Here is a 14,198-nt window from a genome sequence, read left to right as displayed (position 1 = left end):
GCACCCATGCCTCTCGCCATGCCTTCTGCATGTGTGGTTGTTATTGCAACTGACCGCGGCGACATAATCAGACGAACAAAGATTGGCTAACGATCGGAGCGGGGCGTGGTCAAGACCGACGCGACACAGGACTCCGCGTCGAACGGCACCGTGATTCGCCCCCGGCTGCTGGTGGCCGGACTCAGCTTGGTCGTCCTCACCGTGGCCGTTCTTCAGACCGCGGTCGTCCCGGTGCTCGGCATCATCGCCGCCCAGCTACACGCCTCCACGGTGACGGCCAGCTGGGCGGTCACGGCCAATCTGCTCGCCGCCGCAGCGGCGACGCCGTTGATCGGCCGACTGGCCGATCTGCACAGTAAGAAGACGGTGTTACTCGCCGTCCTCATCGTGGTGCTGGCCGGTTCACTACTCGCCGCGACGACGACGTCGCTGGCGCTGCTCATCGTCGGCCGTGTCCTGCAGGCCGCCTCGTTTGCGCTCTACCCGATCGGCGTTGCGATCCTGCGCGAGGAACTCTCGGAAGAACGCATGGTGTCGGCAATGTCGGTGCTGTCGGGCACGTTGGGTTTCGGCGGCGGCACGGGCCTCGTCGTGGTGGGGCTGCTGATGAGCGGCCACGCCGGCTATCACCGCGTGTTCTGGCTGACGACGGGCTTCACAATCGTCGTCATCGTGATCGTCGTTGCGCTCGTGCCCGCTCGGCCGAGCCGCGCTACCGGGTCGATCGACTGGCTCGGCGCCGCCGGCCTCGCGATCGGCCTGTCAGCAGTCCTGCTCACGATCACCCAAGGCAACTCGTGGGGCTGGGCGTCGCCGTGGACGCTGATCAGCGGGACGTGCGGGGTGGTCGTGCTGGCGGGCTGGTGGTTGTGGGAGCGGCGCGCCAAGCAACCGCTGGTATCGATCAGGATGCTGACGCACCGCCCGATCATGCTGACCAATCTAGCCACGATCTTCGTCGGGATGGGCTTGTACTTCGCCTTTCTCGGTCTCACCCAATTCGTCCAGATACCCCGCGCAGCAGCCGGATACGGCTTCAGCGCCACCGTTCTTCAAGCCAGCGTCATCTACCTGTTGCCTGGAGCCCTCACCGGTTTCGTCGTCGCGCTGGCCAGCGGACGGTTCATCGACCGGTTCGGTGCACGGCCGGTTCTCGCCATCGCGGCGGTGGCCGGCATCATCGGTTTTCTGCTGGTCGCGTTCGCCCACTCCGCGCCGTGGCAGGTCATCGTGGCCAGCGTTCTCGCCAATGCCTACATCAGCCTCGGCTACGGCGCGTTGCCTGCTCTCGTGGTGAGCGAGGTCGACGGCGGCGAGACCGGCGTGGCGACGAGCATGAATGCCATCGCCCGCACGATCGGCAGCTCGACCGCCGCCGCACTGGTCGCGGTCCTTCTGGGCAGCCCGGCCGCCGGCATCGCACCTGCCGAGGGCAGCTTCGTCGCGATCTTCATCGGCGGCGCCGCGACCGCAGCGCTGGCGATGGTCCTCATCACGTTTTCCCGGCCGCCCGCGCGCCGTGCCGAATCCGTCGAGGCGAGGTACGAATCCCGCGCCATGAACCACGAATGGGGCTAGGTCAGTGCGGCCAGCCTCTCGACGGACTTGCGCACATCAGCCTCGAGAACCTTGGCGACCAGGTCGCCTATGCGAGTGTTGAGCAGTCCACCGGTCAGGTCCGCGACGACTTGAAAGACGGAGCCGGAGGCGACATCAGACCCGCGTTCGGGGCGTACTTCCTTCACGCATAACCGCAGGGCGATACAGACTGCGGGTCGGCCCCTGCCGACCAATTCGATCGCCTTCGGCTCGTCGTAGCGGGTCACCCGCCAGTGGATGACGTTGCGAAAACCCTTCACCTTGATCAGCGACGACACGGACGTACCGATCTCGACCTGCTGGGGAACCTCGCTGCGCCACCCGCCGAAGATCGTCAGCCATTCGTCGAAGCGACTCAGATTCGACGCGAGCTCCCAGGCTCGTTCCGGACTGAGATCCGATGAGACCGACACGTCAACCGTGGCCATCCCTCACCTCTACCCCTACTGGCGGGCGAGGTAAACGGCGTCGCGGTTTCCGGGGACCGCTACTGACCCGACTGAGAGACTGAATGTGCGCGCTCTCGCACACGGCAGCAGCCGGCCGAAGACGGTCAGGCGGTGTATATCGGCGCGCGATTAAGCGGAATCTCATGGTCTTCAGGGCGACTGACGAAGGATTCCATTGTAGAAATGTAAATTCGTTGCGGAATCGCTTGCGAAGGACCGTCCGATCCGCGATGGTTTATCCACAGCCGCACGGCTGACCCCGAGGAGGATTCTTCCCTGACCGGCACACACACCACCGCCGTCGATAACGAGGCGGGCGAAGACGGGACCACCCGCGCCAAGGGCGGTCCGGTCATCGAGATCGACCATGTCACCAAACGCTTCGACGACTACGTCGCCGTCGCAGAGGCCGACTTCTCCATCGCATCGGGCGAGTTCTTCTCCATGCTTGGCCCGTCCGGCTGCGGGAAGACCACGACGTTGCGGATGATCGCCGGGTTCGAGACCCCGACCGAGGGCGCGATCCGGCTCGAAGGCACCGACGTCTCGCGCGTGCCGCCGCACAAGCGGAACGTCAACACGGTGTTCCAGCACTATGCGCTGTTCCCGCACATGACGGTGTGGGACAACGTGGCGTACGGCCCCAGGAGCATGAAGATAGACAAGGCCAAGGGGAAAGGCGAGGTCAAGAAGCGAGTCGATGAACTGCTCGAGGTCGTGCGGCTCACCGACTTCGCCAAGCGCAAGCCGGCGCAGCTGTCCGGCGGCCAGCAGCAGCGCGTCGCGCTGGCCCGCGCACTGGTCAACTATCCGAGCGCGCTGCTGCTCGACGAACCGCTCGGCGCGCTGGATCTCAAGCTGCGCCAGGTCATGCAATTCGAGCTCAAGCGGATCCAGCGCGAGGTCGGGATCACGTTCATCTACGTGACCCACGACCAAGAGGAAGCGCTGACGATGAGCGACCGGATCGCGGTGATGAACGCGGGTAACGTCGAGCAGATCGGCTCACCCACCGAGATCTACGACCGGCCGTCGACGGTGTTCGTGGCCAGCTTCATCGGACAGGCGAACCTGTGGGCCGGCCGCCAGACCGGCAGAGGCAATCGCGATTTCGTCGAGGTGGAGGTACTGGGCACCAGGTTGCGGGCCCGGCCAGGCGACACGACGATCGAACCGGGCGGCCAGGCGACCCTGATGGTTCGGCCCGAACGAGTCCGCGTCTCGATGGACGCCCCCACCGGCGATGTCGCGACCGTGCGGGCCACGGTGCGCGATCTGACCTTCCAAGGTCCGGTCGTCCGGTTGTCGCTCGCGGCCGCCGACGACTCGGCGATCCTGGCGCACATCGGTCCCGAACAGGATCTGCCGATGCTGCGCCAGGGCGACGAAGTGCATGTCTGCTGGGCCCCCGATGCGTCGCTGGTACTGCCGGCCGCCGACATCCCGACCACCGAAGACCTCGAAGAGATGCTCGACGACTCGTAGTCACCGAACCGCCCCCCCCCCCCGCTTTTTCCCGGACATCTACGAAAGGCAACGTCGCCATGCCCTCCTCGAAGATCCATGCGATCGCCGCCAACCCCACGTCACGCAGACGGTTCATCGGCGGCGGCGCCGCCGCGGCCGCCGCGCTGGTCCTCGGCCCGTCCTTCCTCGCCGCCTGCGGCTCCAACAGCGGCACGTCCAGCAGTCCCTCGGCCTCCGCGCCGGCTGACGACGGCTCGAAGGCCACCGGCATGCTGCGAGTGTCCAACTGGCCGCTCTACATGGCGGACGGCTTCGTGGCCGCCTTCCAGACGGCCAGCGGCCTCACAGTCGACTACAAGGAAGACTTCAACGACAACGAACAGTGGTTCGCCAAGGTCAAGGAGCCGTTGTCGCGTAAGCAAGACATCGGCGCCGATCTGGTGGTGCCCACGCAGTTCATGGCGGCACGCATCCAGCGGCTCGGTTGGCTCAACGAGATCAGCGAGTCACGCGTGCCGAACAAGAAGAACCTCCGGCAGGATCTGTTGAACTCAAAGGTGGATCCGGGCCGCAAGGTGACCGCGCCCTATATGACCGGAATGGTCGGCCTGGCTTACAACAGAGCCGCCACCAAGCGCGACATCAAGGGCATCGACGACCTGTGGGATCCGGCGTTGAAGGGTCGGGTCAGCCTGCTCTCGGACACGCAGGACGGGCTCGGCATGATCATGCAGTCGCAGGGCAATTCACCCGAGAAGCCGACGACCGAGGCCGTGCAGAAGGCGGTCGACCTGGTCAAGGAGCAGAAGGACAAGGGGCAGATCCGGCGGTTCACCGGCAACGACTACGCGGACGATCTGGCTTCGGGCAATATCGCTGTCGCGCAGGCATATTCGGGCGACGTGGTGCAGCTGCAGGCCGACAACCCCGACCTGCAGTTCGTGATCCCCGAGTCCGGCGGCACGTGGTTCATCGACACCCAGGTGATCCCGTACACCACACAGAACCAGAAGGCCGCAGAGGCGTGGATCAACTACGTCTACGATCGGCCGAACTACGCGAAGCTGGTCGCCTTCACCCAGTATGTCCCGGTGCTGTCCGATATGACGGACGAGCTCAACAAGATCGATCCGAAACTGGGCAGCAATCCCCTGATCAACCCGCCGCAGGCGAGCATCGACAAGCTGAAGTCGTGGGCCGACCTCACCGACGAGCAGACCCAGCAGTTCAACACCGCCTACGCCGCGGTCACCGGCGGCTGATCGGATGGCGGGTGTAGCGAGCAGCAGTCGGCAGCGGAGCAAGATCGCCCCGTATTTGATGATCTTGCCCGCGCTTGCGTACCTCGGCGTCTTCTTCGTGGTGCCGTTCTTCTCGCTGGCGCGCACATCGCTGTCGTCGTCGGGCGGCTCGGTGTTTCTGCCGACGCTGACCTTCAATTGGGACTTCGGCAACTACCTCGACGCGTTCTCGCACTACCAGGATCAGATCATCCGATCCTTCATCTACGCGTTGCTGGCGACACTGTTGTGCCTGCTGCTGGCATTTCCGCTGGCGTACGTCATCGCATTCAAGGCGGGCCGGTTCAAGAATCCGCTTCTCGGACTGGTGATCCTGCCGTTCTTCGTGACCTTCCTGATCCGCACCATCGCGTGGAAAACCATTCTGGCCGACGACGGTTGGGTGGTCAGCGCGTTGGGCACGGTGGGCTTGCTGCCGGAAGAGGGCCGACTGCTGTCCACGAGCTGGGCGGTCATCGGCGGCCTGACCTACAACTGGATCATCTTCATGATCCTGCCGCTCTACGTCAGCCTGGAGAAGATCGACCCACGGCTGATCGAGGCATCGAAGGACCTCTACTCGACGAACCGGCGCAGTTTCAGCAAGGTGATCCTGCCGTTGTCGATGCCAGGCGTGCTGGCGGGCAGCCTGCTGGTCTTCATCCCCGCCTCCGGTGATTTCATCAACGCGGACTACCTCGGCAGTACACAGACGACCATGATCGGCAACGTCATTCAGAAACAGTTCCTGGTGGTCAAGGATTATCCGGCCGCGGCGGCGCTCAGCATGGTGCTGATGCTGATCATTCTGGTGGGAGTCCTGATGTATACGCGCGCCCTGGGCACCGAGGATCTGGTATGACGACGCAGGCCACCGCCGCGGTCGGCATCGCCGAGCGCAAAACGGTCAAGGGCACCCCGAAATGGGGTGACGTCCTACTGCGCATCGTCGCCGGACTGGTGCTGCTGTATCTGTTTCTGCCGATCTTCGTGATCATCCTGTTCTCGTTCAACAATCCCAAGGGCAAGTTCAACTACTCGTGGCAGGGCTTCACCCTCAACAACTGGGCCCATCCCTTCAAGTACCCGGCACTGACCGACGCGTTGAAACTGAGCCTCAACGTCGCCGCGGTTTCCACCGCGATCGCCCTGGTGTTCGGCTCGTTGGTGGCGATAGCGCTGGTCCGGCAACGGTTCCGGGGGCAGACCGCGGTGGATACGTTTCTGGTGATTCCACTCACCGCACCCGAGGTGGTGCTGGGCGCGGCCCTGCTGACGCTCTTCCTCGACTTCGGGTGGGCTGCGGGCTATGTCACGATCCTGATCGCGCACATCGCTTTCGAGATCAGTTTCATCGCGATGACCGTGCGGGCCCGGATGCGCGGATTCGACTGGACCCTGGAGGATGCCTCGATGGATCTGGGAGCCAGCCCGGGCCGCACCTTCTTCAAGGTGACGCTGCCGCTGATCGTTCCGGGAATCGTGGCCGCCGCGATGCTGTCGTTCGCGCTGTCCCTCGACGACTTCATCATCACCTACTTCGTCAGCGGCTCGACCGTCACCTATCCGCTGTACGTCAACGCGGCGGTGAAGGCCGCGGTCCCACCGCAGATCAACGTGTTGGCCACGGCGATCCTGGTGATCAGCCTGATCTTGCTGGGCGTCGGAACGCTGTACCGGCGCAAGCGGATCGAGACCTAGTTGTCCGGTGACATGACGTTGATGACGATCCCGTCAGCGGAGCGGCGGTAACCGACGGGGGTTTGGATCGTCTTGCCCGAACGCCGTCCGACGTAGCGGATGTTGATCACGCCCCGCCGCACGAACTGCCCGAGGATGGGCGCATCGATGAGACCGACGAACAGTTTGTTGACGATGCCGGCTATTGGCGTGTTTGACGATTCCACTTGCCATCACCCGAGCGTAGGCGTCAACCCACCTCGGCGGGGACCGGCGTGGATCGCGAGCCGGCCCGAGCCGCACCGACGCCGGCGGCCACCACGAAACAGATGCCCACCACTCCTGACACACCCGGCATCTGGGTCAGCACGATCATGCCGACGATCAGCGCAAAGGCGGGCTCCAACGCCATCAGTGTCCCGAACGCGGCGGTGGTCAATCGCCGTAACGCCTGCATCTCCAAGGCGAACGGTACGACGGGCAGCAGGATTGCCAGGCCGATGCCGATCAGCAGGATCTCCGGGGTCATCCGGCCGATGACAGAGGGCCCGACGACGATGCTGGCCACAATGCCTGCGACCGGCATCGACACCGCGAGCCCGTTGATCCCCGCGACGTCGTCCCCGACGCGCTGGGTGAGCAGGATGTAGCACGCCCAGCACAGGGCCGCCCCCAGCGCATAGATGACGCCGATCGGATCGACTGCGCCCGCCCACGGCTGGGTCAGCAGCACCACGCCGATCGCTGCCAACCCGGGCCAGAGCAGTCGCTGCCTACCCGTGCCGTGCGCGACGGCGACACCGAGCGGCCCGAGGAACTCCAGCGCGCTGGCGGTGCCGAGAGGTATGCGGTCGATCGCGGCCATGAACAGCATCGTGACTGCCGCGGTGACGATGCCAAGCAGGACGCACGCCCCGAAGGTGGACCAGGTGAACGCCGTACGCCGGGGTCGGACGATGATCAGCATCAGAATGCCGGCCCAGGCGAGCCGCAGCCATGCCGCGCCCTCAACCCCGGTGCGGTCGATCAGGGTGACGGCGACCGCGAGGCCGACCTGCACACAGAGCATCGACCCCATGGCCATCAAGGCGCCGGAGCGGGCACGGTCGGAGGTCATCCCTGAATTGAACGGTACGGGTACCGTTCACGTCCACATGATTTCCCTGGACATATCGTTCATGAATCATGAACGTTTGCGTGAAGGCAGACGCCGAGAGTACGGGTTATGACGGCATTCGACCGATTTTCATCAGAAGTCGTACTCTCGCCGCAACCAAGCGTCCTGCCGCAGCAGCCAGTTCAGAAGGAGCCGAACGCGGTGACGAGTCGCCTCAAGCGCAGCGCAGGGATCTGATGCGGGTCAGCCGTGACGGTGCTCACCCGTACGACCTTTACGTTTGGCTGACCGGTTCATAGCCGCAGATGGCGTCGACCTTTTCCGCCGACGGACTTTCCGGATCGAACTCGTAGTCCAGCCATTCGCGGGCCAGCCGCCGTGCCAGTTCAAGGCCGATCACGCGTTGACCGAAGCACAGCACCTGCGCGTTGTTGGACAGCACCGACCGCTCGACCGAGAAACCGTCGTGTGCCGTGACGGCGCGAATACCCGGCACCTTGTTGGCACTGATCGCCACGCCGAGACCGGTGCCGCACACCAGCAGCGCCCTGTCCGCCTTCCCCTCGGCGACGAGTCGCGCCGCCGCCACCGCGATGTGCGGATAGGCGGTGTTCTCGTCTGTACCGACGCCGACGTCGGCGACCTCGGCGACCCTCGAGTCGCTGCGCAGGTCACCCTTCAGCGCTTCCTTGTATTCATATCCGGCGTCGTCGGACCCGACGACGATGCGAAGCCCAGATGCCATGTCTAATGGTCTCCTTTGGAACTCAGTGTGAAACTCTCTGCCACCGTACGTGCGCACATGGCCAGCGAGGTGGCGCCCGCATCCGCTGTGCCGACGCTGCGTTCGGCGAGTGGCCTGGCGCGACCGACCTTCGGGCGCATCTCCGCCGTCGCCTGGGCGGCCTCGGTGGCCACGTCCGCAGCGGCGGCCCACGCCTGCTGCCAGCGTTCACCCTCGCCGACTCGTCGTTCGAGTTCTTCGACGAACGGCAGCAGCGCATCGAGCATGGTCTTGTCGCCCGGCGATGCGCCACCGAGCCGGATCAGCGCGTCGTAGCCGTCGCGCATCCCCGCGGCGATCGTTGCGCCGTCGGGCCTGCCCGTGTCACCGACACGGGCACCGATCGCGTTCAACAAGGCGCCCCACAAGACTCCCGAGGTGCCGCCGGCTTTCGCCGCCCACTCCTTACCGGCGGCGGCAAGGACCGAACCCTGTCCGGCGCCTTCGGCGACGGCATGGGTGGCGGCATCACGCGCGGCGGCCGAACCCTTGACCATCCCGCGGCCGTGGTCGCCGTCTCCGGCGACCGCGTCGATGCGGCCGAGTTCATCCTCGGCCTCGGCCAACATCTCCGCCATCGCCTCGAGAGCCCTGGCCACCAGCCTGCCGCCGTTGCGCCCGTCGTCATCGGACAATTCCGCCAGATCCGGTGTGGCTGCCGCTGTTCCGGTGTCCTCCGCAGTGCGTCGCTCCCCGGACTCCCCGAAGACCGACGCCGCGCCCTTCTTGTACGCCGGGGTATCGGCTGGTGCGGTCCAGTAGCGCTCGAGCTCGTCGTCCAGCCACATCACGGTCAGCGAACAGCCGGCCATGTCGAGGCTGGTGACCAGCTCCCCGACTTCGGGCTCGACGATGGTGTAGCCGCGATCCCGGAGCAACCGGGCCGCCTCGCCCCACACGACGAACAGTTCCTCGTACTTCGTCCGGCCCAGTCCGTTGAGAATCACCGCGATTCGCCGTGACTCCGCATCGGCGTTGTCACCGAGCACGCCATCGACGAGCGTTGCGGCCAGGTCCGACGCCGTCGGCATCACCTCCTCGGCGACTCCAGGCTCACCGTGGATGCCCAGGCCGACACCCATCTGTCCTTCCGGAACGCTGAACAACGGGTGGTCCGCGCCCGGCAGCGTGCAGCCGTCGAACGCCACGCCCAGGGTTCGCGTCGCTTCGTTGGCGGCTTCGGCGACGCGCACCACCCCGGCGAGGTCCAGTCCTTCTTCGGCCGCCGCGCTCGCGCACTTGAACACGGTGAAGTCGCCGGCGATCCCCCGCCGCTTCGCCTCCTCGCCCTTGGGTGCGCTGGCCACATCGTCGGTGACCGCGAAGTAGACGGCTTCGATGCCCTCGCTGTTCAGTTGGTTGACCGCGAGACCGAAGTTCATCACATCGCCGGCATAGTTACCCGTGGTCAACAGCACGCCCGCGCCACCGTCGGCGGCACGCGATACCGAAGCGGCCTCCTCGGCCGAGGGCGAGGTGAAGACGTTGCCGACAACGGCGCCGTCGGCGAATCCCGGTCCCACCGTTCCGCAGAACGCCGGATAGTGTCCCGAACCGCCACCGATCACCACCGCGACCTTGCCCTGCCGCGTCTTGGTCGCCCGCACGACACCGCCGGGCACACCGATGACGTATCGGGCATTGGCGTCGAGGAAGCCGACCAGCATGTCCTCGGTGAATCGGGCGGGATCATTGAAGAGTTTGGTCATCGCAGTCGGTCCCCACTCTCCACGTCGAACAGATAAACCCGTTCGGGCGCCGCGGTGACGGTGACCTTCTGCTCGGGCTCGTAGGTCTCCTGCGCCGGAGTCTGCACGACGATTCCCTCCTCCATCCCGGCGACCGTGCTGGTCGCCAGACCGAACTCGAGCAGGTGTTCGAAATAGGCAACGGTGGTCCGGATGCCCTCACCGCCCGTCAGCGCGCAGTCCTGCGGGCGAACGCCGACAGTGACCCGGGTCCCGTCGGCGACACCCGTGACGTTCGTCTCCAGATGCCCTGTTCCGGAACCTATCTCGACACGAACGCGACCGTCGTGAACCTTCGCTGTGCCGCGCAACACGTTGATCTGTGGTTCCCCCACGAAGGTGGCGACGAACAAATTCGACGGGTCGTCGAACACCTCGTCCGGAGTACCGAATTGCTGCACGATACCGGCGTCCATCACGGCCAGCCGGTCAGCCAGCGACAGCGCCTCGACCTGGTCATGCGTGACGACGATCGTGGTGTAGCCGAACTCGCGCTGCAGCACCTTGAGTTCACGCCGCACCCGCTGCCTGGCCGAGGCATCGAGGTGGCTCAGCGGCTCGTCGAGCAACAACACCGGCGGGTTCCGCACCAGCGCCCTGGCCAGCGCAACACGCTGCTTCTGCCCACTCGAAAGTCCGGCCGGCCGCAGGTCGAGCATGTCATCCATGTCCAGCCTGCTGCTGATGGATGCGACCATCTGATCGGCACCCTTGACTTTGCGTGCTTTCAATCCGTAGAGCAGGTTCTCGCGGATGGACATCGGCGGGTACAGGGCATAGCTTTCGAAGCCCACCCCGATGCCGCGCTTGGACGCCGGAAGTTGGGATACCTCTCGGTCGCCGATCCGGATGGATCCGCTGGTGACCGTTTCCAATCCCGCGATCATTCGCAGTGTCGTCGTCTTGCCGCAGCCCGACGGCCCGAGAAGCGCCACCAATTCACCCGGTTCGATTGCCAGGTTGATGCCCTTGACGGCTGTCACGCTCTCCCTTCCGCGTGACGCGTAGGTCTTCACGAGGTCGGTCAACGTCAAGCTCTGCGCGGTTCCAGACGATGGGCCGGCGTGCCGCGCGTCGGATGGGGTGGTCGTCACACTCATGGCGTTGCCTCCAAAGCGGACTCGCGATCGACGGGCCCAAGCCGCCGGGTATCGCCCTCGCCGGCGGCGAAGACGTGGACGTCGGACGTCGCGATGGTCAACATCACCTGCGCACCTTCCTCGACTCCTTCTCGACCGGAGGCGAGCACGATGAGTTGACTGTCACCTACGTCGACGGTGAGCTCGACATTGCGACCGAGACGCTCGGCGAGCGCGACCCGGCCCCGCATCGCTGACCCGTTGTTGGCGCCGCCGGTCACGTGAAGGTCACAGGGCCGCAATCCGACCCGCACGCGATCTCCGCGATCACAGCGGGCGTCCGGTGGCACCGGCACCCCAAAGCTTCCATCACCCAGGCGAATCCGCCCGTCGTCGACCACACCCTCGAGCAGATTGATCTCGGGCTGGCCCAGCGCACGGGCCACGAAGGTGTCGGCGGGACGGCGCCAGATGTCCTCTGGAGAGCCGATCTGCACAAGCCGACCTCCTCGCATCACCGCTATGCGGTCGCCGAGCGCCAGCGCCTCCTGGTAGTCGTGAGTGACGTAGATGGTGGTGGTGCTCGACATCGCGCTGAGCTGTTTGAGCTCGGCACGCATTGCGGCGCGGAGTTTGGCGTCCAGGTGACTGAGTGGCTCGTCGAGCAGGTAGATGTCGGCAGGCCGTACCAGTACCCTGCCGAGCGCTACCCGTTGCCGCTGCCCATTGGACAGCTCCCGGGGAAAACGCTTCAGCAGGTGGTTGATTCCGAGTGTGGTCGTCACCTGGTCGATGCGCTCAGTCTGTTGCGCCTCTGAGTATTTGCCGGTCCTTCCCGACTTGAGCGGTGACGCGAGGTTCTCGCTGACGGTCTTCTGCGGGTAGAGGGCATAGCTCTCGAAGGCCATCGCGACATTGCGGTGGTACGGCTCGATCAACGTCATGTCGACACCGCCGATGTGCACCGACCCGGCGTCGATGTCCACCAAACCGGCGACCGACTTCAGGGTCGTGGTCTTACCGGCCCCACTGGGCCCGAGGATGACGAAGAACTCACCGTCGGCGATGTCAACCGACAGGTCGTTGACCGCCGTGGTCTTACCGAAAGTCTTGCGCAAGTTGGCAAGCGACACCGTAGCCATCAGGCCTTCACCGCCCCGAACGACAGGCCCCGGACCAGATACCGCTGAATGGTCAGCGCCAGGATCAGGGGCGGCAGTGCGGCGATGATCGCTGCGGCCGCCGTCAGGTTGTAGTAGGCCTGACCGCCACCGCCGAGGAATTTGGTGATGGCGACGGTCACGGTTCCCGCGTTGCTGTCGGCGAGAATGAGTGGAAACACGTAGTTGTTCCAGGCGAAGATGAAAGCCAGCAGCGCCGCCGCGGCAATACCCGGCCGCACGATCGGCAGCGCGACCATCACGAATGCCCGTCTGCGGGTGTAACCGTCCAACAGCGCGGCCTGCTCCAGGTCTTCGGGCAGATCCTCGAAGTAGGACCGCAGGATCCACACCACCAGCGGCATGGTGACCAACTGGAGCACCCAGATCATCCCGACCTTGGTGTCGAACAGCCCGATCTGGTTATAAATGACGAACAAGGGCACGATCACCATCAGTTCCGGTGCGAACCGGAACGACAGCATCTGAAACATCAGGTCATTGCTGCCCCGGTACTTCCAGCGGCCGGCGGCGTAGGCGGCGGGGATGCCGATGACCAGCGAGACGATCACGGCACCGCCGCAGTTGATCAGACTCGTCAGCAGCGACGTCTTGAAGTCGACACTGGTCATCTGAGTGCCCTTGTCGGACAACACGGTCGCAAAATTCGACCACGTCGGACTGAATGTGAAGTACGTGGTGGTCTGCTCTTCTGCGTTCTTGAGCGCCAAGATCACCATCCAGACGATGGGGAACAGCGAGAAGATGAACCATCCGACGAGGCCGATGTCGGCGGCCACGGGTCCGATACCGACCCGCTTCTGTCCGGGAAGCAGCTCGTTTCTGGAGAGTTTGAGTGCCATGGCTCTACGACTCCGCTCCGGCAGCACGCCGCTGCGCTTTTCCGAGCACGCTCACCAGGTAGCGCGCGGTGATGAACACGATGATCCACAGCAGCAGCATGTAGGTGCTGCCGCGCGAGTAGTTGAGGTTGATGATGGAGTCCTCGAACGCGCCGATCTGCAGTGTTCGAGTGGCCACTCCAGGGCCGCCCGCGGTGAGCACATATATGTGGTCGAAGACCTTCAGGTTGTCCATGAACCGGAAGATCACCGCCACCAGGATGTAAGGCCACAGCATCGGCAGCATCAGCTTGCGGAACATGAAGAACCAGTTCGCGCCGTCGACCTCGGAGGCTTCGAACGGCTCCTTGGGCAGTGAGCGCATGCCGGCGAGCACCAGGATGGCGACAAAAGGCGTGAAGATCCACAGGTCGACGAGAATCACCGACCACAGGGCATGGGTGCTCGACAGCCAGTCGAACGTGTTTCCCAGTCCTAGAACGTGATTCAGAATACCGAACTGGGGGTTGAACATCAGCTTCCACATCACGCCCGCGATCACCGGAGCGATCATCAGCGGCAGGATCAGCACCTTCTCGAAGATCTTGCCGATGATGCTGGAACGGTTCAACAAGAGCGCCAGCCCGACCCCGAGAGTGGTCTCGACGGCGGTTGCCACCACCGCGAAGATGGCGGTGACTTTGACGCTCTGCCAGAAGACCTGATCCCCGAGAACCGATTTGAAGTTCTCGAACCACACGAAGTGCGGATCTGGGTTGACCGCGGCGTAGTTCAGGAACGCGTAGTAGGCGCCAACCACGAACGGGTAGAGAATGCCGATCACAATCACCAGGGCCGGGATGGACAGCAGATACGGGCGCAGTTTGCGCCGCCAGCTCGGTACCTCGGGCAGTGCGCGGCGCGGCGCCTTCGACTGCTGGTCGGGGGAGGTCGTCGGCGCCTTGTCGGCTTGAGTTGTCATCAGTGCCAGAG

General features: G+C 64.7%; 14 protein-coding genes. 5 read left to right on the top strand and 9 right to left on the bottom strand.

Going from position 1 to position 14,198, the window contains the following annotated elements:
* The first annotated feature begins 105 nt into the window (after nt 1-105).
* Nucleotides 106-1,578, top strand: a complete 1,473-nt coding sequence (locus tag ACVWWN_RS21620; RefSeq protein WP_457145677.1) for an MFS transporter — start codon at nt 106-108, stop codon at nt 1,576-1,578.
* Here the strand turns inward: ACVWWN_RS21620 and ACVWWN_RS21615 are convergent.
* Nucleotides 1,575-2,027, bottom strand: coding sequence for a type II toxin-antitoxin system Rv0910 family toxin (locus ACVWWN_RS21615; RefSeq protein ID WP_457145676.1), 453 nt, complete (start codon nt 2,025-2,027; stop codon nt 1,575-1,577). The two genes, ACVWWN_RS21620 and ACVWWN_RS21615, sit on opposite strands and share 4 nt — an antisense overlap.
* 465 nt (nt 2,028-2,492) lie before the next feature.
* On the opposite strand from ACVWWN_RS21615, the gene ACVWWN_RS21610 reads away from it, so the two are divergent.
* Genes ACVWWN_RS21610 through ACVWWN_RS21595 form a run of 4 tightly spaced genes read left to right on the top strand, consistent with a single transcriptional unit; the run spans nt 2,493 to nt 6,496 of the window.
* On the top strand, nt 2,493-3,533 hold the full coding sequence (locus ACVWWN_RS21610) for an ABC transporter ATP-binding protein (protein ID WP_457145675.1): 1,041 nt from the start codon (nt 2,493-2,495) through the stop codon (nt 3,531-3,533).
* Between the two features lie 59 nt (nt 3,534-3,592).
* Nucleotides 3,593-4,777, top strand: coding sequence for a polyamine ABC transporter substrate-binding protein (locus ACVWWN_RS21605; protein WP_457145674.1), 1,185 nt, complete (start codon nt 3,593-3,595; stop codon nt 4,775-4,777).
* A gap of 4 nt (nt 4,778-4,781) precedes the next feature.
* Complete coding sequence (locus ACVWWN_RS21600; RefSeq protein ID WP_457145673.1) at nt 4,782-5,657, top strand: ABC transporter permease; 876 nt, start codon at nt 4,782-4,784, stop codon at nt 5,655-5,657.
* On the top strand, nt 5,654-6,496 hold the full coding sequence (locus ACVWWN_RS21595; protein WP_457145672.1) for an ABC transporter permease: 843 nt from the start codon (nt 5,654-5,656) through the stop codon (nt 6,494-6,496). Before ACVWWN_RS21600 ends, ACVWWN_RS21595 begins: the two co-directional genes overlap by 4 nt.
* On the opposite strand, the gene ACVWWN_RS21590 is transcribed toward ACVWWN_RS21595, so the two are convergent.
* From ACVWWN_RS21590 to ACVWWN_RS21555, 8 genes are all read right to left on the bottom strand, one after another.
* Nucleotides 6,493-6,702 (bottom strand): hypothetical protein, encoded by a 210-nt coding sequence (locus ACVWWN_RS21590; RefSeq protein ID WP_457145671.1) that lies wholly within the window; start codon nt 6,700-6,702, stop codon nt 6,493-6,495. The genes ACVWWN_RS21595 and ACVWWN_RS21590 overlap by 4 nt on opposite strands.
* A gap of 23 nt (nt 6,703-6,725) precedes the next feature.
* Nucleotides 6,726-7,592 carry an EamA family transporter gene (locus ACVWWN_RS21585; protein ID WP_457145670.1) on the bottom strand — a complete coding sequence of 289 codons (867 nt, stop codon included), beginning with the start codon at nt 7,590-7,592 and terminating at the stop codon, nt 6,726-6,728.
* Between the two features lie 274 nt (nt 7,593-7,866).
* Complete coding sequence (locus ACVWWN_RS21580) at nt 7,867-8,337, bottom strand: ribose-5-phosphate isomerase (protein WP_457145669.1); 471 nt, start codon at nt 8,335-8,337, stop codon at nt 7,867-7,869.
* Between the two features lie 2 nt (nt 8,338-8,339).
* Complete coding sequence (gene derK / locus ACVWWN_RS21575) at nt 8,340-10,085, bottom strand: D-erythrulose 4-kinase (RefSeq protein WP_457145668.1); 1,746 nt, start codon at nt 10,083-10,085, stop codon at nt 8,340-8,342.
* Nucleotides 10,082-11,224, bottom strand: coding sequence for an ABC transporter ATP-binding protein (locus ACVWWN_RS21570; protein WP_457145667.1), 1,143 nt, complete (start codon nt 11,222-11,224; stop codon nt 10,082-10,084). Before ACVWWN_RS21570 ends, derK begins: the two co-directional genes overlap by 4 nt.
* Nucleotides 11,221-12,345, bottom strand: a complete 1,125-nt coding sequence (locus tag ACVWWN_RS21565; protein ID WP_457145666.1) for an ABC transporter ATP-binding protein — start codon at nt 12,343-12,345, stop codon at nt 11,221-11,223. The genes ACVWWN_RS21570 and ACVWWN_RS21565 overlap by 4 nt, the downstream gene beginning before the upstream one ends.
* Entirely contained in the window at nt 12,345-13,226 is an 882-nt protein-coding gene (locus ACVWWN_RS21560) for a carbohydrate ABC transporter permease (protein WP_457145665.1), read from the bottom strand. Before ACVWWN_RS21560 ends, ACVWWN_RS21565 begins: the two co-directional genes overlap by 1 nt.
* A 4-nt stretch (nt 13,227-13,230) precedes the next feature.
* The gene (locus ACVWWN_RS21555) at nt 13,231-14,187 is read right to left on the bottom strand and encodes a carbohydrate ABC transporter permease (RefSeq protein WP_457145664.1); all 957 of its coding nucleotides are present in this window, start codon (nt 14,185-14,187) and stop codon (nt 13,231-13,233) included.
* Nucleotides 14,188-14,198: the final 11 nt, after the last annotated feature.

The sequence above is a fragment of the Mycobacterium sp. URHB0021 genome (assembly GCF_054057895.1).
The sequence above is the reverse complement of the archived record's forward strand: the minus strand, read 5'-3'. Positions and strand labels throughout refer to the sequence as shown.

Bases quoted from the DNA above. Each gene is read 5' to 3' on its own strand.
- ACVWWN_RS21615 (WP_457145676.1), bottom strand. From the start codon at position 2,027: ATGGCCACGGTTGACGTGTCGGTCTCATCGGATCTCAGTCCGGAACGA.
- ACVWWN_RS21610 (WP_457145675.1), top strand. From the start codon at position 2,493: ATGCTTGGCCCGTCCGGCTGCGGGAAGACCACGACGTTGCGGATGATC.
- ACVWWN_RS21605 (WP_457145674.1), top strand. From the start codon at position 3,593: ATGCCCTCCTCGAAGATCCATGCGATCGCCGCCAACCCCACGTCACGC.
- ACVWWN_RS21600 (WP_457145673.1), top strand. From the start codon at position 4,782: ATGGCGGGTGTAGCGAGCAGCAGTCGGCAGCGGAGCAAGATCGCCCCG.
- ACVWWN_RS21595 (WP_457145672.1), top strand. From the start codon at position 5,654: ATGACGACGCAGGCCACCGCCGCGGTCGGCATCGCCGAGCGCAAAACG.
- ACVWWN_RS21585 (WP_457145670.1), bottom strand. From the start codon at position 7,592: ATGACCTCCGACCGTGCCCGCTCCGGCGCCTTGATGGCCATGGGGTCG.
- ACVWWN_RS21580 (WP_457145669.1), bottom strand. From the start codon at position 8,337: ATGGCATCTGGGCTTCGCATCGTCGTCGGGTCCGACGACGCCGGATAT.
- derK (WP_457145668.1), bottom strand. From the start codon at position 10,085: ATGACCAAACTCTTCAATGATCCCGCCCGATTCACCGAGGACATGCTG.
- ACVWWN_RS21570 (WP_457145667.1), bottom strand. From the start codon at position 11,224: ATGAGTGTGACGACCACCCCATCCGACGCGCGGCACGCCGGCCCATCG.
- ACVWWN_RS21565 (WP_457145666.1), bottom strand. From the start codon at position 12,345: ATGGCTACGGTGTCGCTTGCCAACTTGCGCAAGACTTTCGGTAAGACC.
- ACVWWN_RS21560 (WP_457145665.1), bottom strand. From the start codon at position 13,226: ATGGCACTCAAACTCTCCAGAAACGAGCTGCTTCCCGGACAGAAGCGG.
- ACVWWN_RS21555 (WP_457145664.1), bottom strand. From the start codon at position 14,187: ATGACAACTCAAGCCGACAAGGCGCCGACGACCTCCCCCGACCAGCAG.